Genomic DNA, 21,410 nt, shown 5'->3' with positions numbered 1-21,410 from the left:
CTAAAAAAGCAGAGGTGCTTTCTCATTTTTATGCCCTTCAAAGCTGAAGACTTTTTCCTGCACAAACTGCTCGCCTTCCTGCCGCAGAATAGTGATGTTGTTGATGTTTAGCCGCAGATTAAACGTTTGTTCATTAAGGTGTTGCAATACTGGGCCGAGTAGATCCGGTGAGGTATCGTGCAGGGCCAGGGAAATGTGCGGCATCCAGCAATCGGGGCCACTGAACTTGTCGGTGCGCAGGCAAAGCGGCGCGGTGGCATTCACGATGCGCATGTGCAGCTGATTGAGCGCATCGGAGCGAAGCACCGGAATATAGATAACCGGATTCGGGCCCGGAAACACCCCCAGGCCCGTAGTAAAGGCCGGAAATGGCTTGGTAGTGCGGGCTACATCGCGTAGTACAGCCTTGAGCAACGACAGCTTGCGCACCCCCGCCAGCTGGTAGGTGATGTGCGGATCGGCGGTAGCCTGCACGTCGTCGAGGCCAAATTCCGTTTCCAGCTCCTTTATGATGCGGTTGATGCGTGCCGCGTTGGGCGGACTGAGCAGGGTAGTAATTGCGAGCATAGCCCTCAAACTATAGAACTGGGTTTAGGGTTGGCCCTTTGCTGCACTTGTTGGGTAAAGTTTTCGCTTTGGCCCCGTGGTACACTCAAATTTTGCCAGTCAGCGCCCCGAAGCAGTTTGCCCAGTTGCACGAGTTGGCCCACGTGGTAGCTGTAGTGAGCTACCTGTCGCTCCAGAGCCGCAAGCGCGGTGTGCGCTTCACCCCGAATCGTAACTGTGCTCAGCAAGTCATCGGGCTGCAACGTGTTTAGTAAGTCAAACAGAATGCGCCAGGCCGCTTCCCATTGCTCCCGCAAAGCCGGCACATATGTCTCGGCGGGTGCATTGGGTTCCTCAAACTCTTGGTCGCGGCGACGGTCGGGCTTTTCGCCGTCGGTGGTCAGGAAGTCGGTGAAGCGGGAGCGGAGGTTGCCGACCATGTGCTGCACAATAACGGCCGCACTATTAGCACCCGGCGCAGGGTTATACAGCCATTCGGCGGGCTGAATCTGCGCCAACGCTCGATCAGCCAAGGTTTTATACTGAACAAAGGTGTGGCGCAGATTGGCCAATACAGCTTGGCCCAGTGCATCATTCGGCGGCAGTGACATAGCGCTAGCAACAAGGGTTTAACAAGTGCTAGATTACAAAAATGGCTGCCCAAATGCACGGGCAGCCTTTTTGTTTTTTGCTGGTAGCGCAACTATTCTTGCCCCCACAGCCCTCGGGTGCGCAAGCCCACCACCAACTATTCAGCCGCCAATAGTGTTACTTCAACACACGTTACACTCGTTTTATGCTGCCGGCTAAGCTCACCAAAGGCAACCTGCCCACAAAGATTTGCGCCACCTGCGGCCGTCCTTTTGAGTATCGTAAGAAGTGGCGCAACTGCTGGGACGAAGTAAAGTATTGCGGCGAGAAGTGCCAGCGTTCCAAGCTCAAAAACCAAGTGTAAAAAGCCCCCCAGCACTCTTATTTGTGCTTGTGACCGGGCTCATAAATCAGGCGCACGAAAGAGCTGAGCCGTTGCTCCTCCCGCCGCACCGGAATGCCCCCCACAATGCCTACAAGCAGATTGTCGGCTATACCTACGCGCATTTGGGGCCGGATGGTCATGTCAAAGTCGCCGTGCCGCCAGCCTTTATTGAACTCGACGCCCAGAAAGTTGCGGGTGCCTGGTATCATATAATGTAAGCTGGAGTTGAGCTGATATGACCACTCGACGTGGCCCGTGTCAAAGTGCTGGTCGGCAATGGGACCGGTATAAATAAGGGAGTGGTAATTATCGCCCCAGCGCTTGGCGCCTACAAAGAAGGGGCTGTACACGTTGCCCGTGATAAACTTGCGGTTAAGCTCCCGAAACTCATTCATGGTCAGCTCATTGATATAGCCAACTGCCATGGACGTCTTCAGCTTCTCTGACACGAAAAAGGAGTACTGAAACGCGGTTTTCAGCCCATTTAGCTGGTTGCGGGGCTGCCGCACATCCTCTCCGCGGGCGCCGGAGTAGAAAGTCAAGGGCACTTCTATTTCCAACCCCAGGCGGTTGAGAGGCGCCCACTCATATTCTACCAACAATTCGTAGCTGTCGTAGCGCAGGTTATCGGTCAGGCCCGCGCCTACATTCCACTCACGTTCCCCTTTTCTAGCGCCTAGGTCGCGAATAAGGTCAACGAACAGAGGCTCAGCGTGCAGCACCTTGTCTGGCTCCTGCGCATCTTCTATTTCTTGTACATAGAGGCTGTCGAGTGAGTTGTTGGTAAGTTCGGCGGGCTCAATTTGCTGGGCCAAAGCCGAAGCTGCTGTCAGGAAGAAAACCGACAAAAACAGAAACAGGAATTTCATAAGATAGTGAATTAGCGAAGCCGCCGGCGCACAAAAACGTTGCCGCTGACCTACCAGACCCCTATTTTTAACTGCCTTTTAATAAGTGCCTGCCACAACCGCTTCTACTTTCATGCAAGCTGACAGCGAAAGTGGCGTGCGCACAAGTGGCTAATGAGTTAAGATCGATACTATACCAGCAGCGTTAGCTGTTCCCATTCTTATTCCTTTGAAAAATAACCGCCGCGCCGTGGCGCTTTTGTTTACGGCCAACGCTATTTCCGGCTTCGCCCAAGGCATCACTATGCTGGCTGTCCCTTGGTTTTTTGCCCGCCAGAATGCTTCCAGCACCTTTAACCTATTGTATGGACTGGTCACGTTTGCCTCCTTATTTTGGGGAATGTATGCTGGTGCCCTAGTCGACCGGTTCGACCGCAAACGAGTATTTCTGGCGTCGAATGTGGTGGAAGGGGCGGTGCTACTGGGAGTGGCCAGCTATGGCTTTGCCACGGGTGGCGTGCCGCTGGGGGGCATTTTGCTGGCTTTCACCACCACCGTGTTTGGCTACGGCATTCATTACCCCAACCTCTACGCTTTTGCTCAGGAAATCAGTCTGCCCAAAGACTACCCGCGCATCACTTCCGCTATTGAAATAGTGGGACAAGCTACGTCGGTGGTGAGCGGCGCGCTGGCAGCGCTGTTGCTGGAAGGCTTGCCCGTGGGCCAGACGTATAACTTGTTTGGAGCACAGCTGCAATTGCCTTTCTCGCTGGAAGCCTGGCCTTTGCACCAGATATTTCTGCTCGATGGCATTACCTACGCCGTGGCCGTGGGGCTCATTGCGTTTATCCGCCACCAGCCTATCATTCAGACCCAAGTTGAGTTGGGCTCACTCTGGAAGCGCCTGCGCACGGGCGTCACCTATCTGCAGGAGCACCGCGCCGTGTGGGTGTTCGGGCTGTTCTCCTTCTCGGTGTTTGTGGGCTTGCTGGTGAGCCTGAATGCGCTGATGCCCTTGTATGTACATAACCATTTGAAGGCCGGGGCGGCGGTGTTTGGCGCGGCCGAAGTGGCTTACGCCGTCGGTGCTCTAAGTGCGGGCCTGTTTGTGCGACGGGTATTTCTGCGCCACCCCACGCTGCGCTCCGTCATCGTGCTGATGATGATTGCCGGGGTGAGCTTTGGGGTGGCCGCGGCTACGCGGTCGGTGGGGCTGTTTCTGGCGTTTTCGCTGGTTCTGGGCTTCACCAATGCCGGCACGCGCATTCTGCGGGTGAGCTACTTGTTTGTGCACGTGCCGAATGAGGTGATTGGGCGGGTAAACAGCATTTTTAACGTCGTAAACGTGCTGCTGCGTACGGGTTTTATTTTGCTGTTCTCGCTTCGCTTTTTCACGCTTGGCTCCAATATAGCTTGGGGCTATGCCTTGCTGGGGGGCTTTATTGTGGCCTCGGCGGCCGTGCTGCTGGTGCGCTACCGCGAGCTGAGCGCTACGCCGGTGCCCGCCTAGCTTTTGGCCCACGTGGGGGGCTTTTCTGGAGGTCAGCAGCAAAAGGCGCATAAAATTGTTAAGGCACCATTGGTCGCCCCATCCGACCTTTGTGTTTCCTTTTTGCCTGCCTTATGCCGCTTACCCAGGGTGCCCGCTACATGCTGCTCTCCACGCTTTTTTTTGCGCTCATGAATGTGTGTGTGAAGCTGCTGGCCCATTTGCCCGCCCTCGAGATTATTCTGTTTCGGTCGGTTATCTCCATTGTTATTAGCTACATAACGCTTCGGGTGCTAGATATCCGTCCTTGGGGTTCCAACCATTTCTTTCTCATTGCGCGGGGCGTTACTGGCGCGCTTTCCCTTATTCTCTACTTCTTTACTCTTCAGAATATGCCGTTGGCCACGGCTGTTACGCTGCAGTATTTGGCTCCCATATTCACTACAGTACTAGGCATTTTCATTGTAAAAGAGAAAGTGAAAGCGTGGCAGTGGGCATTTTTCTTGCTGTCCTTCACCGGGGTTTTAGTAGTTGAGGGGGTTGATACGCGCGTGAATCCGCTGTACTTTATGCTTGGTATTGCTTCGGCCGTTTTCTCGGGGTTTTCTTATAACTCTATTCGCCGTCTGAAGGGCCGGGAGCATCCCTTGGTTGTGGTGTTTTACTTCCCAATGGTGGCTTTGCCAATTGCCGCTATCTATTGCATGTTCCATTGGGTAAAACCGCATGGCCTCGACTGGCTGTGGGTAATCCTCGCAGGGATATTCGCACAAGGCGCCCAAGTGTGCATGACCAAAGCCTACCAAGCCGAAAAGCTCTCCAACGTAGCCAACCTAAACTATATAGGCATTCTGTATGCGCTGGGCTTAGGGTTTGTCTTTTTTGGCGAAGCGTTCCGTCCCGAGGTATACTTAGGTATTAGCCTGGTGCTACTGGGTGTAGTGCTGAATACCTGGTATGTGCGGCGCCATCGTGCCGTGCCGCAGGCTCCAGTAGCCCAACCCGTAGTCTAAAGCCTGCTGGGGGGCTTTTTTTTAGATATTCAACCTGAAAGCTCAGGTAAGTACGCCAACAAGTTTCAGCATTTCCAGGCCCGACACCCGCCATTTAGGCAGCGTGCCGGCCTTGCGGATTAAACCGCTCCACCCACTCTCCATACCGAGTGTTGTGGAAGCATTGTGCGGGTAGCTTGGTGGCCTCAGTTTCATACTCAACACTAGCTTTTCTACCAACGCTAAGGTCGAGCTATGAATAGCACAATTATCTGATATTATGGTTGTTGTAAAGTGTTAAACAACATTAAATATGGATGACTTTTTCCTGTATAAAGTGCAATCTCACTAGAAATAATATAGTAAAATAACGCAATAAATACTTATTTAAATGATATAAATACGGGTTGTTGGATTTTGTGAAATATAACTAGTACCTTAATTACGTATGGAGATAATCAATAATTTTCACCACTTAATACAAATAATTATGTCGCATATTTCTCACAAAAGCTCTGAGGCAGAAAATGCTCAGGGGGAAGTAATGGTGCCCTTGCAACGCCGGGCGTTTCTGCGCTACTCTGGGGCTGGTGTAGCCCTGAGCGGACTGGTATTAGCTGGCTGTACCGACGACCGTTTGAATGACATATTCAAGCAGGTTGACCGGAACAGTGGCATAGTGAACGTAGGCAGTGGTGATGTTGGTATTTTGAACTATGCATATGCGCTGGAGCAGCTTGAAGCCGCATTCTACGCTAAGGTGATGCAGGAGATGTTCTATCAGAATGCCACCCGCGCTGAAAGAATTATTCTGAAGGATCTGGCAGATCACGAAAAAATTCATGCTGAATTCCTGTACGCAGCAATTAAAGCGGCAGGAGCTATTCCTATCAAGAAGCTGACTCCTGATTTCTCATCCGTCAACTTTGCCAGTCGGGCTAGTGTGCTGGGTACCGCTAAAGCTTTTGAAGATTTGGGTGTAGCAGCCTATAACGGCGCTGGAAAGCTGATCAGCAATCCGGCGTATTTGACGATTGCCGGTAAAATTGTGTCGGTAGAAGCCCGCCACGCGGCCCTTATCCGCGACTTGTTGCAGAATGGCACCTTCGTAGGACCCGACGTGGTAGATCTAAACACAGGTTTGGAAAAATCGAAGTCGCCTGCCGAGGTAGCTGCCATTGCCAATACCTTCCTGGCTCAAGGCTCTAAAATTGACGTCAGCAGCCTGCCTAAGGACTAAGCTGCGTCTGCCATATCCATTCCTTCTATCGCCAAAAAATCTTACCCATGAATATTCTCAAAATCATTACTGAAATCGAGAAAGTAGATCCAGAAGTCTACGAGCGTCTCGACCAGCGCCGCCAGATGTTCAAGCATTTCGCTGGTTTCGGCAAAAAACTCGCTGTGGCTGCTGTGCCGCTGGCTATGGGCTCCATGTTCCAGAAGGCGTACGGCCAGTCTAGCGGACTCAGCGCTCAAATTCGGGAGGTTCTGAATTTTGCCCTGCGTCTGGAGTATCTGGAAACCTACTTCTATCAGTTGGGACTGGCTGCGCCCGGTTTGCTCACGGGCCAGAATCGCTCCGACATCAACCTGATTTATATTGATGAGCAGAATCACGTTAAGTTTCTGCGTTCTGTATTGGGCGCCGATGCTATTCCGGATCCTACTCCTAATGCTTTCGACTATACCGGGGCCAAAGGTGGTGCTCGTGCAGCGCTGCTCCCGAACGTATTCACCAACCTTGGTACTTTTTTAGCGCTGGCTCAATCGTTTGAGGACACTGGTGTACGCGCCTACAAAGGTGGTGCGCCCCTGCTGATCAGCAATAACACCGTACTGGAAGCTGCCCTGAATATTCACTCCGTAGAAGCCCGCCATGCTTCGCACCTGCGCACCATGCGCCGCGGCGGACCGCAGGGCGAGCCTCTCGACCCAAGCAGCACTCCCCAAAGCTGGCCATCGGGCAATGATAATGGCGGTCCGGCACCAGCCATTACAGCTGCCATTTATGGAGCCGGTAATCCAGCTAGTTTATACCCCAGCGAAGCCAACGTGATTCAGGGTGGCCTCAATGTGCAGAACATCAGTCAGGTGTCGCCATCAGAAGCTTCTGAGGCCTTTGACGAGCCCCTGGATATGGGAACTGTGCTTGCCATTGCCAATAACTTTATCAAGTAAGCGTAAATTCATTTCGCTTAATCTTTCAAAGGACAGCCCCGTGGGCTGTCCTTTTTTGTTTTAAAAATTACGGTTTCCAGTGCGTCCAGGCAGTATTCCGGTTGCCAGTAAAGCGCCTAAGCAACCTTATTGCCCTAGTTTCTATCTACCTTGACGAAGTTTGAACTATCCGCCCGATGCGCTCCTATCTACTTTTTGCTTTAGTCTTCTGCAAGGCTATCCTGTTCACTACAATTAGCGGGTATGCCGGTATCATTCGGGGCCGGGTGACGGATGCGCAGGGAACGGCGCTGGCCTATGCTAACGTAGCGGTGCGCACCACTGCCACCAGCACTGCCGCCAATGAGCAGGGTGATTATCAGCTAAAATTGCCCCCCGGTCGCTACGAACTGGTGTTTCAGTACGTGGGCTACAAACCACGCATCGAGGCGGTGAAAGTAGCCGGCGGCGACACGGTCACGGTGCTCAACGTGAGTCTGCAAACCGAAACCTACAACGTGGGCGAAGTGCTGGTGCGCTCCACCGACCGCGACCCAGCCTATGCCATGGTGCAGCACGCCATTCAGTGGCGGCGCTACCACCGCTCGGAAATAGCCGCGTTTTCGGCTCGTACGTACATCAAGGCCATCATCCGGCTTACGGATGTGCCGGGCAGGATTCTGGGCATTATCAAGACTGATCCTAGCCTGAAGCCGGGTGTAGTGTATTTGTCAGAATCAGTGTCGGAGCTGTCGTTTCGCCAGCCGGGCCAGATTCGGGAACGCATGATTTCCTCGCGGGTAAGCGGCAGCAGCAAAGGATTCAGCTTTAACCGGGCCTCGGGGCGCAGCTTCAATTTCTACGACAACCTCATTCAGTCGGGCTTTTCGGAGCGGGGCTTCGTGTCGCCCATTGCCCAGAATGCCATGCTGTTCTACCGCTACGAGCTGGTAGGCACCAGCACCCAGGACGGCCGACAAATCCACAAAATCCGCGTCACGCCGCGCCGCCGCAACGATCCGGCATTCACCGGCTTTATTTATCTGGTCGATGGCATCTGGCGCCTGCATAGCCTAGAGCTGAGCCTGAACCAGAACTCGGGTATCGAGTACGTGGAAAGCATTCGCATTGCCCAGCAGTTTGCGCCCGCGCCGGGACCGTCGGATGTGTGGGTGATGCAGTCGCAGAAGGTAAACCTGGTAGGGGAGGGCCTGGGGTTCAAAGGCAACGGCTCCTTCAACGCCATCCTGTCCAACTACCGTGTCACGTCCACTTACCCCAACCGTCCCGACGAAAAAGTAGTAGCCGCCGCGCCGGTTGCCCCCGAAGCAGCGCCCGCACCCGTGGGCCGCGAAACCGTAGCCGATGTTAAAAAGCAGCGCCCCGATCTGGGGGGCATTTCTCGCCAGGTGCGCAAGCAAACCAAGCTGGCCGACAAGCAACTGGAGCAACAAGCGCGCGAAGCGGGCATCGAGCCCCTGGCCAAAGGCGAAGTAATGCGCGTGGAGGAAGGCGCCAACGAGCGCGACTCCGCCTATTGGGCCCAGATCCGGCCCATTCCGCTCACCGACGAAGAAGCCCGCGACTACCAGGTGAAGGACAGCACGGAGGTTATTAAAAGGTCGCGGCCCTACCAGGATTCGCTGGACCGCAAGCGTAATGAGATAGAGCCGGCAGAAATACTCCTAACCGGCTATGAGTATTCTAACTCGTTTCGGCGGCGTACCGTGCGGCTGGAGCCCATCTTCAACACCTTGCAATACAGCACGGTAGAGGGAGTTATTGTGAATGCGCAAGCCACCTACACCCAGCGCTTCGAGGACCGCCGCAACTACTCCTTCACGCCCACGCTGCGCTATGGATTCGCGGCTAAGCTGTTCAGCCCCAGCTTGTCGGGCGGCTACACGTACAAGCCGCTGTCGTTTAGCCGCGTAGGTTTTATTGTGGGTCGCACCATCGAAAACTTCGACCCGGCCAGCCAGCTTACGCCTTTTATTAACACGCAGTACACGCTGCTGCGCAACACCAACTACGCCAAATACTACCAGCGCGACGGCGGCGAACTTAACTTCCGCACCGAGCTAGTCAACGGCCTGACGCTGCGTACTGCCCTCGGCTACGCCGACCGGCGCGAGCTGGAAAACGCCACTATAAAAACTATCGTGGACGTGCCCAGCCGCGCTTTCACGCCCAATGACCCGATAAACGAAGAATTGCCCAACGGCACCAGCTTCGGCCGAAACCAGTCGCTGACGGCTTATGCGGAGCTGCTCTGGCAGCCGGGGCAGCAGTACATCATCCGACCCACGGGCAAGTTTAACCTAGGCTCTAAGTACCCAACTTTTCGGCTGGGCTTGCGCCAGGGCTTCGGGGGCGTACTCGGCTCCGATGTGCGCTACTCACGTCTGGAGGGCGGCCTGCGCAAAACGCTGGAGCTGGGCCTCTTCGGCGAAAGCAACTTCGACGTGACCGTGGGGGGCTTTTTGGGCCGGCCCCAGCTTTCGTTTATGGACTACCGCCACTTTGCCGGCAACCAAACCATTTTCGCCGCCGACTTCAGCCAGTTCCAGCTCCTCGACTACTACAACTTCAGCACGCGCCGCAGCTACATTGAAGGCCACTACAATCATCATTTCAACGGCTTCTTCCTGAATAAGATACCGTTGCTGCGCCGCCTGAAGTGGCAGGAGGTAGCCTCGCTGAATTACCTGCGCACGCCCAATGTAGGCCATTACGTGGAGCTGGGCGCGGGCATCGAGCACATCTTCAAAATCTTCCGGGTAGATGTGTATACCGCTCTGCGCTCGGGGCAGAAGCTGGATACCGGTATTCGGATCGGGGCGGGTTTTTAGAGCCTTCATGTTAAAATAGCCAGTCATGCAGAGCGGCAGTGCGTGAGGTGGTCGTTGCAGTCCTATTTGTCATCCTGACCAAGGAAGGACCTTCTCACAGCAGCAAGAGTAGTTGCTCCACTGGTTGTTCATCGGTGAGAAGGTCCTTCCTTGGTCAGGATGACAGACGATTGTAGATAAATACCGTGTGTAATAACTGTAGCAACATCAGCACGCGAGATGCTTCGCTCCGCTCTGCATGACGTTCTGAAATTTGTAGCATGATCTATTCCCATTTTTCCTCTCGTGCTTAACTAGCTACACACGCCAACTCATCTTATCTTGACAAGAAAAAAGAGAAGATGAACCGAAGAGTATTTCTGCGTAATAGCAGCTTAGCTGGCGTCGCCCTTTCCACTCTCTCCCTCGACGCCTGCACTACCGATACTAAAACCGTCAAGACTGCCGCTGCCACCGCTGCTGATACCGACGACACCTTCGCCCTCAACGAAATCACGGTGACGGAGCTGCAGGAGAAAATGAAGGCGGGTCAGTATACCTCCCGCAGCATTACGGAGCTGTACCTGCGCCGCATTGCGGGCATGGACAAAAAAGGCCCCCAGCTGCGCTCCATCATTGAGCTAAACCCCGATGCGCTCAGCATTGCGGAAGAGATGGATAAAGAGCGCCGAGCCGGCAAAGTGCGCGGCCCCCTGCACGGTATTCCAGTGCTCATCAAGGACAATATCAACTCCGCCGACCAGATGCAAACCACCGCCGGCTCGTTGGCGCTGGCCGGCAACAAAGCCTCGCAGGACGCCTTTATTGTCAAGAAGCTGCGCGACGCTGGCGCAGTGCTGCTCGGCAAAACCAATCTGAGCGAGTGGGCCAACTTCCGCTCCACGCGCTCTACCAGCGGTTGGAGTAGTCGTGGGGGGCAAACTAAGAACGCCTACATCCTCGACCGCACGCCCAGCGGGTCCAGTTCCGGCTCGGGCACGGCCGTGGCTGCCAACTTTTGCGCCATGGCCATCGGTACCGAAACGGATGGCTCTATTGTGTCGCCAGCTTCGTGCAATGGGCTGGTCGGCTTCAAACCGACGGTAGGCTTGGTGAGCCGCACCGGCATCATTCCCATCTCCGCCACCCAGGACACCGCCGGACCTATGACCCGCACCGTTCGCGACGCGGCCATCCTGCTCTCCGCCCTCGCCGGCCCCGATGATGCAGACCCGGTTACCCAAGGAAGTGCCGGAAAAACATCACCTGACTACACCAAATTCCTGTTTCCACAGGCGCTGGGGGGCAAAATTATCGGCGTGGAGAAGTCGCACCTGGAAGGTAACTCCGATGCTATTCCGCTGTTCAAAAAAGCCATTGAAGTGCTTAAATCACAGGGTGCTACCATTGTAGAAGTGGACGTGCTCAAACAGATCAATCCACTGGGCGAAGCTGAGTACGATGTGCTGCTCTATGAGTTCAAGGACGGCGTAAACAAGTATCTGGCTACGGCCAATGCCAAGGTGAAAACTCTGGCCGACGTTATTGCCTTCAACAAGCAAAACGAGCCGAAAGCCATGCCCTTTTTCAAGCAGGAAATTTTAGAAGCCTCCGAGAAGCTCGGCGACCTGAGCACTCCCAAATACCTGGAAGCCCGCCGCAAATCGTACGCCGGCGCCCGCCAGATTCTCAGCTCTACGCTGCGCAACAATAGGCTGGCCGCCATCATCGGCATCACCAACAGTCCGGCCCCCGCCATCGACCTGATCAACGGCGACTCCTGGCCCGGCCCCGGTTTCTCCTCACCCGCCGCTATGGCTGGCTATCCGCACATTACGGTGCCCATGGGCCAGGCGCACGGCCTGCCGGTGGGCTTGTCCTTCGTCGGGCCGGCGTACGGGGAGGCGGGGTTATTGAGCCTGGCCTATGCCTACGAGCAAGCCTCGAAGCAGCGCAAGGCACCGGAGTTTCGGGGGCCTTTTGTGGGGTAGATTCACTGATAGACTAGGTCCTAGCAGATTAAGACTGGTGCAATTATAGCTTGACCTACTTGTATTCTTCTGTCGGTTTGCACAGGCATGTAAGTAGGTCAAGTCAATTAATGTGCGTGTTTTAATATGTGCTTTTTAACAAATTAATGAAGCTATGAAACGGTCATATAGGCTATTAATACTTTGTGTCTTTTTATTGTACGGCTGTACCAAGGCTGATCCTGAGCCAGAATTTACATTACCACCTATTTCAGCAGTTGGTGCCAATACACTTGGTTTTGAAGTGGATGGTCGCGTATGGGTGAATTATGGACAGCGCTGCTTTCTTTTATCGGGGTGTTTTGATAATAAAATACAAGTGGATTACGGAAGCTGTAATGGAGTGCGTTGCTTATATATATGGACTGGATATACTGTTAGGGGGACACGGGATGAAGGATTTAGCTTGCGCATTGATACGGTACGTGGGCCTGGTATATATACAGCTGGTACGCGACCTGTTAATTTGCCTCCCAGCACCATTATTTATACACCCAATGGCTTAACTTTTAGTGATGAGTTAAATTCCATTGAATACGTTAGTCTAACTCAAAATTCCACACGTATTGTCTTAACTAAATTGGATACTGTTAATCATATTATATCAGGCACTTTCGAGGGACGTTTGAGTAATAGCCTTAAACCCAATAACTATGTTACCATTACCAATGGGCGATTCAATGTCACTTATACTGACTAGACTATAAGTGACAAGGGCCTCAGATTACACTTTCTCCTTCACCAACAACTTGATACATCGTACCTTTGCAGCTTCATAGCAAAGTAGGATGATTTCCATTAACGACTTAGACTTCCATTTTGGCTCGCGTACGCTCTACGACAAGGCCAGTCTCCACATAAAGCCCAAAGACAAAATCGGCCTGATTGGGCTGAATGGTACGGGCAAATCCACGCTGCTGCGCATTCTGGTGGGCGAGTACAAGCCCGACGGTGGTAGCATTCAGATGGGTAAAGAAGTGTCGTTGGGCTTCCTGAATCAGGATTTGCTCAGCTACGATACCCACGAGAGCATCCTCAACGTGGCCATGCAGGCCTTTGAGGAAGCCCTGAACGTGCAGAAGAAGATTGACCAGATTCTGGTTGAGTTTGAGAATAACTACCACGACGACCTCGTGCAGAAGCTCGCCGATTTGCAGGAGCGCTTCGAGGCCCTCGGCGGCTACACCATGCAGGCAGAGGCCGAAGAGATTCTGGAAGGTCTGGGCTTCACGACGGAGGAGCTACAGCGTCCGCTCAAAACCTTCAGCGGCGGCTGGCGGATGCGGGTAATGCTGGCCAAAATTCTGCTCCAGAAACCCTCGCTGCTCCTGCTCGACGAGCCAACGAACCACTTGGACCTTCCCAGTATCAAGTGGATCGAGAACTACCTGGCCGACTACGAGGGCGCCGTTATTATCGTATCGCACGACCGCGAGTTCCTTGACCGCACCAGCAACACGACGGTGGAAGTGACGGGGGGCAAATTGGTGCAATACGCCGGTAACTACTCTTATTACTTAGAGGAAAAGGAAGAGCGTAACGCCATTCAGAAAGGCGCATTTGAGAACCAGCAGGCCCAAATCAGGCAGGCAGAGAAGTTTATTGAGCGCTTTAAAGCCAAAGCCTCCAAGGCCAAGCAGGCGCAAAGCCGCGTGAAGATGCTCGACAAGCTGGAACGCATCGACGACGTAGCCAACGACGCGGCCCGCGTGAACATCAAGTTCAACTTCACGGTGCAGCCCGGCCGCCACATTCTGCGCATGGAGCACGTGGGCAAGAAGTACGGCGACAAACTCATCTTCCGCGACACCAACCTGCACATCGAGCGCGGCGACAAAATCGCGCTCGTCGGGGCTAATGGTAAGGGCAAATCTACGCTGATGCGCCTGGTAGCGGGGCAGGAGGCGCCTTCTAACGGCAACCACCAGCTCGGCCACAACGTGATTATGTCGTTCTACGCCCAGCATCAGCTGGAAAGCCTGAACGTGAACAACGAGATTTTGCAAGAGATGAACGAGGCCGGCTCCAAGCGCAACGAGATGGAATTGCGCTCCGTGCTGGGTTCCTTCCTTTTCACCGGCGAGCAGGTATACAAGAAGATCAAGGTGCTATCGGGGGGCGAAAAAAGCCGCGTGGCCCTGGCCAAAACGCTTATCTCGGAAGCCAACTTCCTCCTGCTTGACGAGCCGACCAACCACCTGGACATGCAGTCAGTGAACATCCTGATTCAGGCCCTGGAGCAGTACGAAGGCACCTACATCGTCATCAGCCACGACCGCTTCTTCGTGGAGAATGTGGCCAACAAGATCTGGTTTATCGAGGATTACCAGCTCAAGGAATACCCCGGCACCTACTCCGAGTTTGAGCAGTGGCAGGAAGACCGCGACAAAGCCGCCAAGAAAGCTGCCCTAATTGCCCCCGCGCCCTCCGCTAAAGCAACCTCCAACCAAAAGTCAGCACCTGCTAAAGCCGAGCCGGCCAAACCAACCAGCAACGGCAGCGCCAAAAGTAGCCGGGAACTACAGGAAGTAGAAAGCCGCATTACCACCCTTGAAAAGGAGCTGGCTCAGTACGAAGCCCAGCTCGCTGACCCCGACATTTACAGCAACGCCGCCCAACTAAAAGACGCCACGCTGAAATTTGAGCAAGTGCAGAAAGAACTGACCGCCCAAACTAAGCGCTGGGAAGAACTAGTGTGAGGAAATATAAAGTAGCCTCTTGGATATGCAAAAAGCCCCCCAGAAATATTTCTGGGGGGCTTTTTCTTTCGGCTACACCGGATTGCAATTCAGAATTTTCGAAGAAGAAAAATTTAATGCTAATACTAATTGAGTCATAAATCCTCCATTATTTTAAATGCCACCAACTTCCCGTTTAATTGACAAAATACGTCTGATGTCAACGAATGTCAAGATGAATAGCAAACTATTGCTGAATGTCATTGTAAACCAAATTATTTGTATCTCTTTGCCTGTGAAGCCGTATCCAAATAGGGTTATTATTAAAACATAAAATCCAAATAGTGAAAAGGATTCTATCAATGTATTAATTGAAAGACCCAAGTATAATTTCTTGCAAAGTTTTGGGTTCGTGTGTCGTATTATATTGAACATCAGAAGAATGGCAAATGTAAAAAGGAAAGCACTTTCAACTCTAAATTCTTCTACGTGGTAATAGTCAACAACTAAGTTAATAATCGTGAGAGCTGACACCAGGATTGAAAGTATCTCGAACTTCCTCAAGTTTGAATATTTATAGTTCGTTTTTGATGTCAGCACATTACCGCTAACATTTGAATTTCGCAAGTAATGGCAAACCAAGGTTGATTTGATTTTTACTTAGTTCTCGATTGCCTCAATCCCAAGTTGCTTCAGTCGCTCCAAGTTCTGCTGCATGGCGTTGAGTTGCTCGGGGGAGTGCCTTGCCAAGCCGGCACCTCACCTGCGACCCAAAGCGGATGCCGAGAGCGGTAGGATCTTCTTGGTTTTATTGATATCAATCGAGATGAAGCGTGTTGTAGTCATTAATATGTATTTTTTCAACAGCTATATTTTTTGTTTTTGCATTCGCTTGGAAATCATCTATCAGTTCAAGTACATCATGGGCAACAGCCTTTGATTTTCCAAAATCAATAATCACTTTTGAATTTTCAGGTATTGCATTCAATGTTTTTAGAACATTCGCTTTATTGAAAAAAGATACTTCCTCAGCCAGTACAAGATGATGCACTTCGCGTCCGTCTTCCGTTGTTGCCACATCCTTCATGTGGTGGGAGTTACGATAGCTATGCCTAAGGGTATAGAAGAGGCCGAATAAAAGACCTATAGTGATACCTTTCAGCAGATCTGTAAGTAGGATAGCTACTACCGTAGCGGTAAACGGTACAAACTGCTCCCAACCGAATTTGTACATCTGTTTGAAGAGAGCCGGTTTGGCCAGTTTATAGCCTACCATTAATAAAATGGCGGCTAAACTTGCGAGCGGTATCATGTTCATTATTTCTGCAATTGTTATAGCAGAAATCAGGATGAATACCCCATGCAGTATGGCTGACATTTTTGTTTTCGCTCCGAAGTTAATATTGGCAGAGCTGCGCACGATCACTTGAGTAATCGGCAGTCCCCCAATTAAGCCAGATACCATATTTCCGAGCCCCTGGGCTTTTAATTCCCTGTTGGTTGGTGTAACCCTCTTATAAGGGTCAAGTTTATCGGTTGCCTCTGCGCAAAGCAGAGTTTCGAGGCTGGCCACAATAGCTAATACAATTGCTACTTTATAAACTTCCAGATTTGTTATCTGCGAAAAATCAGGAAAAGTAAACTGGCTAAAAAACTCATTTAAATTACCTGCCACAGGTAGTTGTACTAGTTGATCCTTTTCAAGGGAAAAATTAAGAGTTCCTGACTGGTACAAGTAATTCATTGCAATGCCTATAATAACCACTACTATAGGCCCTTGTATCAGTTGGAATATTTTATGTTTCTTGCTGAGCACCGAATCCCATAATATAAGTATCGCTAACGATATTGCCGAAATCAATACGGCGCCGGGTGTAACATGCTGCAAAGCGTTGGTCAGGGCAGAAAATGAGTTTTCTCCTCCCGTAGTAGACATAAATGCTAAATCGCCTTCTGCATCTTTGTCATACCCTAAGGCGTGGGGTATTTGCTTGATAATTATCAGCAATCCGATGCCTGTGAGCATGCCCTTAATAACAGAGGATGGAAAGTAGTAGGCTATAAAGCCGGCTCTGGCAAACCCCATTATTAGCTGAAAAACGCCGGAAATGACAACAGCTAATAAAAACGTGTTCCACGACCCTAGTGAAGCAATAGCGTTCAAAACTACAACCGCAAGCCCGGCAGCAGGGCCGCTAACACCGAGAGCTGAACCACTTGCCACCCCCACAACAATACCACCGACGATGCCGGCAATGATACCTGCAAATAAAGGTGCGCCGGAGGCAAGCGCAATGCCGAGACATAACGGAACGGCTACAAAGAAAACCACAATACTGGCGGGCAGGTCGCTCTTTAATTCTTTGAACATGCTTTTTGATTCCATTTTTTTGCTGTTTTTCGTTTTTTAATACTTCAACTAGTGTTACGTGTTGTCGGTCCGCAATAATTATTTCGTGCTCATAAAATTGATGATAACAGTGCATCAAATGATATACTGCGACCCCAATATTAATTGGATGTTTTAGCTATGTGAAGCGACAAATTAATTATCACCTTTCTACTCAATCCTCAATTGCCTCAATCCCAAGTTGCTTCAGTTGCTCCAGGTTCTCACGCATGGCGTCAAGCTGCTCGGGGGAGTGCCCCTGCCACTCCAGCACCTCACCCACGACCCGAAGCGGATGCCGAGAGCGGTAGGACTTGGTTGGATTGCCAGGAAACTTCTTGTCCGTCAAATTAGGGTCATCTTCAATCGGGCCGGTTGGCTCTACTATATAAATTCGGCCGCGTCCTTCGCCCACGGCAAGTTCCGCGCCCCAAATAGCCGCATCCAAGGTGGCGGTCAGGTAGACATAGGCTGCCTGCTTCCGCTTACCGTAGTTTGAATTAAAGCCGGCTTCGATCAGGTCTCCCGGCTTCAGATTGGCCTTCGTGCCATGATAAAACGGCTGTGAACTCAGGTTGTGGGTAGACTCCATCAGCTTCCTATTTAGTACACACTATCTTAATTCGTACTCTACTTCTTGGCCGTCTAAATTGGCAACTTTTATAAAGTTAATTTTTTCGAGAAGCTTAATTGCTCCCAGATTATGTTGACTTGTGCTCGCCCAAATACGCTTTAGTCCGATTGTATGTAGGCCAAATTGAATGGCTAATACCATGGCCGAAGTCATGTAGCCTTGTCCACGATAGTGAGGCAACAAAACACAGCCAAGCTCGCCCTCACCTTTATCAAACCCCCGATAGTAACCACAAGTCCCTACAATTTTATTAGTTGTTTTATGCGCAATACCCCAATGAATTGAATTGCCGTCAACATAATCCTTGTCGATTTTAGCTTGCATTTCTGTCGCCTCTTGCACCGTTATGGCCTGAACAGAGTCATAAAATGAAATCTCAACAAGGTCTTTAATATCCGCTGGCATAATTTCCCTTAGCGAAATATTATCGCCCGCAATAGTTGGAAAAACGGTGTATGGAGGGAGGTTCATTTCAATTAAGCGACCGATAGAACGAGGGTAGCGCGAACCGAAGGACAGCAGAGCCAATCTTCTGCTTCGCGTATCGTTGAACAATGACATCTGGGGGGCTTTTATTATCGTTATTTAGCTAAATTCTTTAACTAAGCAACGGCACGCGAAGCGGAAGCTTAATACTACATTCGCTTATGCGTCGATACCTCTCTCTTCTTATCCTTGCCACTGCTTGCGTGCCGCTGGGTACGCCTATCACCGACCCCAACGCCGCTCGCTCGCCCGGTCAGCAGCGGCCCCCGGAGTACTACGCCGACAAAACCCTGCGCTATCAGGACTTCATCTATAATCCCGATGTAAAGTCGGTGCAGTGCTACGTGGCCACGGGACAGCCCACGGAGGTGTTTCAGCCGCCCGTAGCGCCTTTGCAAGGGCAGGCTTTCACCCTAGAGTTTGACTTGCTGGGCAGTAAGTCGGAGCGGCTGACGGCCAAGCTCGTGCACTGCGATGTGGACTGGAAGCCCTCCGTGCTGACGGATATGCAGTTTTTGAACGAGATAAACGAGTTTCTCTTCACCGATTACCGTACCGGCGTAGGTACCAAAGTGCCTTACTACCATTACCGTTTGCGCGTGCCGCCGGTCAAAATTAGCGGCAATTACCTGCTGGTGGTGCAAAGCGCCGGCCGGGTTCCGCTGCTCACCCGGCGGCTAATGGTGTACCAGAACGACGTGGAAGTAGATCTGCGCCAGGGCATTCCGGTGGCAGGGGAGGAGCGCTACACCTTGCAGCAGGTAGACTTCGCCATTCGCTATGGGGCCATGAATCTGGTGAATCCGGCGCAGGAGGTAAAGGTGATTCTGCGGCAGAATTTTCGCTGGGATAACGCCAAAATCAACCTGCGGCCCACCTTCGTGCGCGATGCGGAGCGCCTGCTTCAGTACCAGTATTTCAACTTCGAAAATGCCTTCCCTGGCCTCAGTGAGTTTCGCTTTTTTGATACCCGCTCCTTGCGCGTGCTGGGCCAGGGCATGGCCAAACTGGACCCCGAAGCAAACCCGCGCGCCGTGCTGCTTACCCTGGAAGGAACCCGAAACGGCCAGGGCTACACGCAGTACGAGGACATCAACGGCCAGCGAGTGTTCGAAAACCGCGAGTTCGGCAACGGCGATTCCAACGCCGACTACGCCAACGTTACGTTCGAGCTAAAGGCAGAGCAACCCGCCGCGGGACCCGTTTATATCATTGGCGCCCTCACCGACTGGCAGTTCAAGGACGAGTTCAAGCTTACGTACGACGCTGAAAACCAGATTTACAGCACCACCGCTTTGTTGAAGCAAGGCTACTACAACTATTACTACGCCACCCAAACGCCCCAGGGCCCGAACAGCGTAGTATGGGAAGGCAGCCACCAGGAAACCGAAAACCAGTATGATCTGCTGGTTTACTACCGCCCGCCCGGCACCCGCGCCGATTTGCTAATCGGCTACCAGACGATAACCGCAAACGGCCGGCGACCCTAAGCAAGGCACTTGAGTTGTCAGAGTAGCGGCAAAAAAGCCCCCCAGCGCTCCAGCATATGCTTTCCAATCGTCAGGAGAACATACGGCGGCGCTGGGGGGCTTTTTTGCTGTCGATAAGCTCGATTCAGATGATGCTGCGCTTGTCTGAGTATGAAATACGCGTGCATTCCGGCGGCCCTAATATCTATAATTAGAAGATACATAGGAATATATAGCTGCTATAGTGTATTCCTGAGGGTGAACAGTGCAACCATTCAGCTACGTTGTCGTTGCAGGAACACTTCCCAGTGCCCTGCTTCTTCCACGCCTCCAGACTAGCGCTGGGGGGCTTTTTGCCACCCACTCCTATGAAAAGACCCTTTCTCTTCGCCTGCAACGCAGCGTTTCTGTTGCTGCTGGCGGCCTGCACGACGAACCCCGTCACGGGCAAAAAGCAAGTCAGCCTGATGTCGGAAAGCCAGGAAGTAGCACTGGGCCAACAGTCCGACCCCCAGGTGCTTGCTCAGTTTGGCTTGGTCGAAAATCCTGCTTTGCAACGCTTTATTCAGGATAAAGGTCAGAAGATGGCCGCAGTCTCGCACCGCCCTGAACTGAAATACGAGTTTAAAGTAGTCGATTCGCCAGTCATTAATGCTTTCGCCGTACCCGGCGGCTACGTGTACTTTACGCGGGGCATCATGGCTCATTTTAATAATGAGGCGCAGTTTGCCGGCGTATTGGGCCACGAAATCGGCCACATCACAGCCCGCCACTCGGCTCAGCAGCAAACCAAAGCCACCTTCGGACAATTGCTGCTTATCGGCGGCATGATTGCCTCGCCCCAGCTGGCCCAGTATGGCGAGCAGGCTATGCAGGGCTTGCAGGTGCTATTCCTCAAATTCGGCCGCGACGACGAGCGCGAATCCGACCGCCTGGGCGTGGAGTATTCCACCAAAATCGGCTATGATGCCAAGGAGATGGCCGATTTCTTCCTCACGCTTCAGCGTGAACAAGAGAAAGCTAGTGCTGGCGCCGAGCCCATTCCCAGTTTCCTCTCTTCCCACCCCAACCCCGAAGACCGCTACAATACGGTAAAGCAGCTCGCCGCCGAAACGCAGCAGCAGGTTGGGGCGACCAACCTGGCAGTAGGCCGCGATTCGTATCTGCGTATGATTGAGGGGCTTGTGTATGGCGATGATCCCAAGCAAGGCTTCGTGGAGAATAGTACCTTTTATCATCCTGAGCTGAAATTTCAATTCTCGGTTCCGACTGGCTGGAAGCACCAAAACTCCCCCCAGCAGTTTCAGATGGCCGCCCCTGATGGCAAAGCCATGATGTTGCTGACTCTGGCCCCCGGCGAGTCATTGGAGGCAGCGGCCCAGCAGATGGTGCAGCAGTTTAAGTTGCAGCCCGTCGAGTCGAAGCAGGTGACGGTGAACAGCTTCCCGGCCATTGCTATCGTGGCAGATCAGGTGGCCGACCAACAGCAGCAACAGCCTCAGCAACAGCAACAACAGGCGCCGGCCGTGCGCACGCTGATCTACCTTATTCAGGATGGCAAAACCATCTATGCGATGATCGGAGCCAGCAGCGGCCCGGATTTTGCCACGTACTTCCCGACGTTTAGCAGCTCGATGCAAAACTTCCGCCGACTCACCGACGCCGACAAGCTTAACCGCCAGCCTGAACGCATCCGGATAAAATCGGTAACCAGTGCCACTACCTTGTCACAGGCCATGACCCGCTTCCAGGTACCCAATGACCGCCTCGAAGAAATGGCTATTCTGAATGGCATGCAGCTCACCGACCGCCTGACGGCCGGCACGCTGATTAAGGTGGTAGCAAAATAAAATCCAGCAGCCCTGCCGTTTAGAGCGAGGAC

17 protein-coding genes are annotated in these 21,410 nt (G+C 52.4%); 11 read left to right on the top strand and 6 right to left on the bottom strand.

Annotated elements, in window-relative coordinates; all coding sequences use genetic code 11:
- Both IEW06_RS18570 and IEW06_RS18565 read right to left on the bottom strand, forming a co-directional pair.
- A complete protein-coding gene (locus tag IEW06_RS18570; protein ID WP_187731393.1) occupies positions 1 to 567 on the bottom strand; it encodes a 2'-5' RNA ligase family protein in 567 nt (188 codons plus the stop codon).
- Positions 568 to 572: 5 nt separating this feature from the next.
- Positions 573 to 1,157 carry a DUF1572 family protein gene (locus IEW06_RS18565; protein ID WP_187731394.1) on the bottom strand — a complete coding sequence of 195 codons (585 nt, stop codon included), beginning with the start codon at positions 1,155 to 1,157 and terminating at the stop codon, positions 573 to 575.
- A 185-nt stretch (positions 1,158 to 1,342) separates the two neighbouring features.
- On the opposite strand from IEW06_RS18565, the gene IEW06_RS18560 reads away from it, so the two are divergent.
- Complete coding sequence (locus IEW06_RS18560; protein ID WP_187731395.1) at positions 1,343 to 1,501, top strand: DUF2256 domain-containing protein; 159 nt, start codon at positions 1,343 to 1,345, stop codon at positions 1,499 to 1,501.
- Between the two features lie 17 nt (positions 1,502 to 1,518).
- Here IEW06_RS18560 and IEW06_RS18555 read toward each other — a convergent pair whose 3' ends face one another.
- Positions 1,519 to 2,391, bottom strand: a complete 873-nt coding sequence (locus IEW06_RS18555) for an HAEPLYID family protein (RefSeq protein ID WP_187731396.1) — start codon at positions 2,389 to 2,391, stop codon at positions 1,519 to 1,521.
- Positions 2,392 to 2,599: 208 nt separating this feature from the next.
- On the opposite strand from IEW06_RS18555, the gene IEW06_RS18550 reads away from it, so the two are divergent.
- The 8 genes from IEW06_RS18550 to IEW06_RS18515 all read left to right on the top strand — a co-directional run bounded on the left by IEW06_RS18550 (position 2,600) and on the right by IEW06_RS18515 (position 14,571).
- Entirely contained in the window at positions 2,600 to 3,880 is a 1,281-nt protein-coding gene (locus tag IEW06_RS18550; protein ID WP_187731397.1) for an MFS transporter, read from the top strand.
- Between the two features lie 113 nt (positions 3,881 to 3,993).
- Entirely contained in the window at positions 3,994 to 4,872 is an 879-nt protein-coding gene (locus IEW06_RS18545; protein ID WP_223284424.1) for a DMT family transporter, read from the top strand.
- Between the two features lie 469 nt (positions 4,873 to 5,341).
- Positions 5,342 to 6,091: a ferritin-like domain-containing protein gene (locus IEW06_RS18540; RefSeq protein WP_187731398.1), complete on the top strand. Its 750-nt coding sequence runs from the start codon at positions 5,342 to 5,344 to the stop codon at positions 6,089 to 6,091.
- A gap of 47 nt (positions 6,092 to 6,138) precedes the next feature.
- Positions 6,139 to 7,032: a ferritin-like domain-containing protein gene (locus tag IEW06_RS18535; RefSeq protein WP_187731399.1), complete on the top strand. Its 894-nt coding sequence runs from the start codon at positions 6,139 to 6,141 to the stop codon at positions 7,030 to 7,032.
- Positions 7,033 to 7,208: 176 nt separating this feature from the next.
- Entirely contained in the window at positions 7,209 to 9,863 is a 2,655-nt protein-coding gene (locus tag IEW06_RS18530; protein ID WP_187731400.1) for a DUF5686 and carboxypeptidase regulatory-like domain-containing protein, read from the top strand.
- A gap of 341 nt (positions 9,864 to 10,204) precedes the next feature.
- Positions 10,205 to 11,833, top strand: coding sequence for an amidase (locus IEW06_RS18525; protein WP_188548736.1), 1,629 nt, complete (start codon positions 10,205 to 10,207; stop codon positions 11,831 to 11,833).
- Positions 11,834 to 11,987: 154 nt separating this feature from the next.
- On the top strand, positions 11,988 to 12,572 hold the full coding sequence (locus IEW06_RS18520) for a Riean_0653 family protein (RefSeq protein ID WP_188548735.1): 585 nt from the start codon (positions 11,988 to 11,990) through the stop codon (positions 12,570 to 12,572).
- Between the two features lie 88 nt (positions 12,573 to 12,660).
- A complete protein-coding gene (locus IEW06_RS18515) occupies positions 12,661 to 14,571 on the top strand; it encodes an ABC-F family ATP-binding cassette domain-containing protein (protein ID WP_188548734.1) in 1,911 nt (636 codons plus the stop codon).
- Between the two features lie 796 nt (positions 14,572 to 15,367).
- Here the strand turns inward: IEW06_RS18515 and IEW06_RS18510 are convergent.
- From IEW06_RS18510 to IEW06_RS18500, 3 genes are all read right to left on the bottom strand, one after another.
- Positions 15,368 to 16,936 (bottom strand): SulP family inorganic anion transporter, encoded by a 1,569-nt coding sequence (locus IEW06_RS18510; RefSeq protein ID WP_187731402.1) that lies wholly within the window; start codon positions 16,934 to 16,936, stop codon positions 15,368 to 15,370.
- A gap of 178 nt (positions 16,937 to 17,114) precedes the next feature.
- Positions 17,115 to 17,531, bottom strand: coding sequence for an NAD(+)--rifampin ADP-ribosyltransferase (arr, locus tag IEW06_RS18505; protein ID WP_187731403.1), 417 nt, complete (start codon positions 17,529 to 17,531; stop codon positions 17,115 to 17,117).
- Positions 17,532 to 17,552: 21 nt separating this feature from the next.
- The gene (locus tag IEW06_RS18500; RefSeq protein WP_223284425.1) at positions 17,553 to 18,134 is read right to left on the bottom strand and encodes a GNAT family N-acetyltransferase; all 582 of its coding nucleotides are present in this window, start codon (positions 18,132 to 18,134) and stop codon (positions 17,553 to 17,555) included.
- Positions 18,135 to 18,220: 86 nt separating this feature from the next.
- On the opposite strand from IEW06_RS18500, the gene IEW06_RS18495 reads away from it, so the two are divergent.
- Together IEW06_RS18495 and IEW06_RS18490 are read left to right on the top strand one after the other, a co-directional pair.
- Entirely contained in the window at positions 18,221 to 19,549 is a 1,329-nt protein-coding gene (locus IEW06_RS18495; protein ID WP_187731404.1) for a type IX secretion system plug protein, read from the top strand.
- Between the two features lie 347 nt (positions 19,550 to 19,896).
- On the top strand, positions 19,897 to 21,378 hold the full coding sequence (locus tag IEW06_RS18490; RefSeq protein ID WP_188548733.1) for a M48 family metalloprotease: 1,482 nt from the start codon (positions 19,897 to 19,899) through the stop codon (positions 21,376 to 21,378).
- The last annotated feature ends 32 nt before the right edge of the window (positions 21,379 to 21,410 follow it).

This window comes from Hymenobacter qilianensis (assembly GCF_014638675.1).
GTDB classification, from domain to species: domain Bacteria; phylum Bacteroidota; class Bacteroidia; order Cytophagales; family Hymenobacteraceae; genus Hymenobacter; species Hymenobacter qilianensis.
Note: the sequence above shows the minus strand (reverse complement) of the source record. Positions and strands in the feature narration are given on the sequence as shown.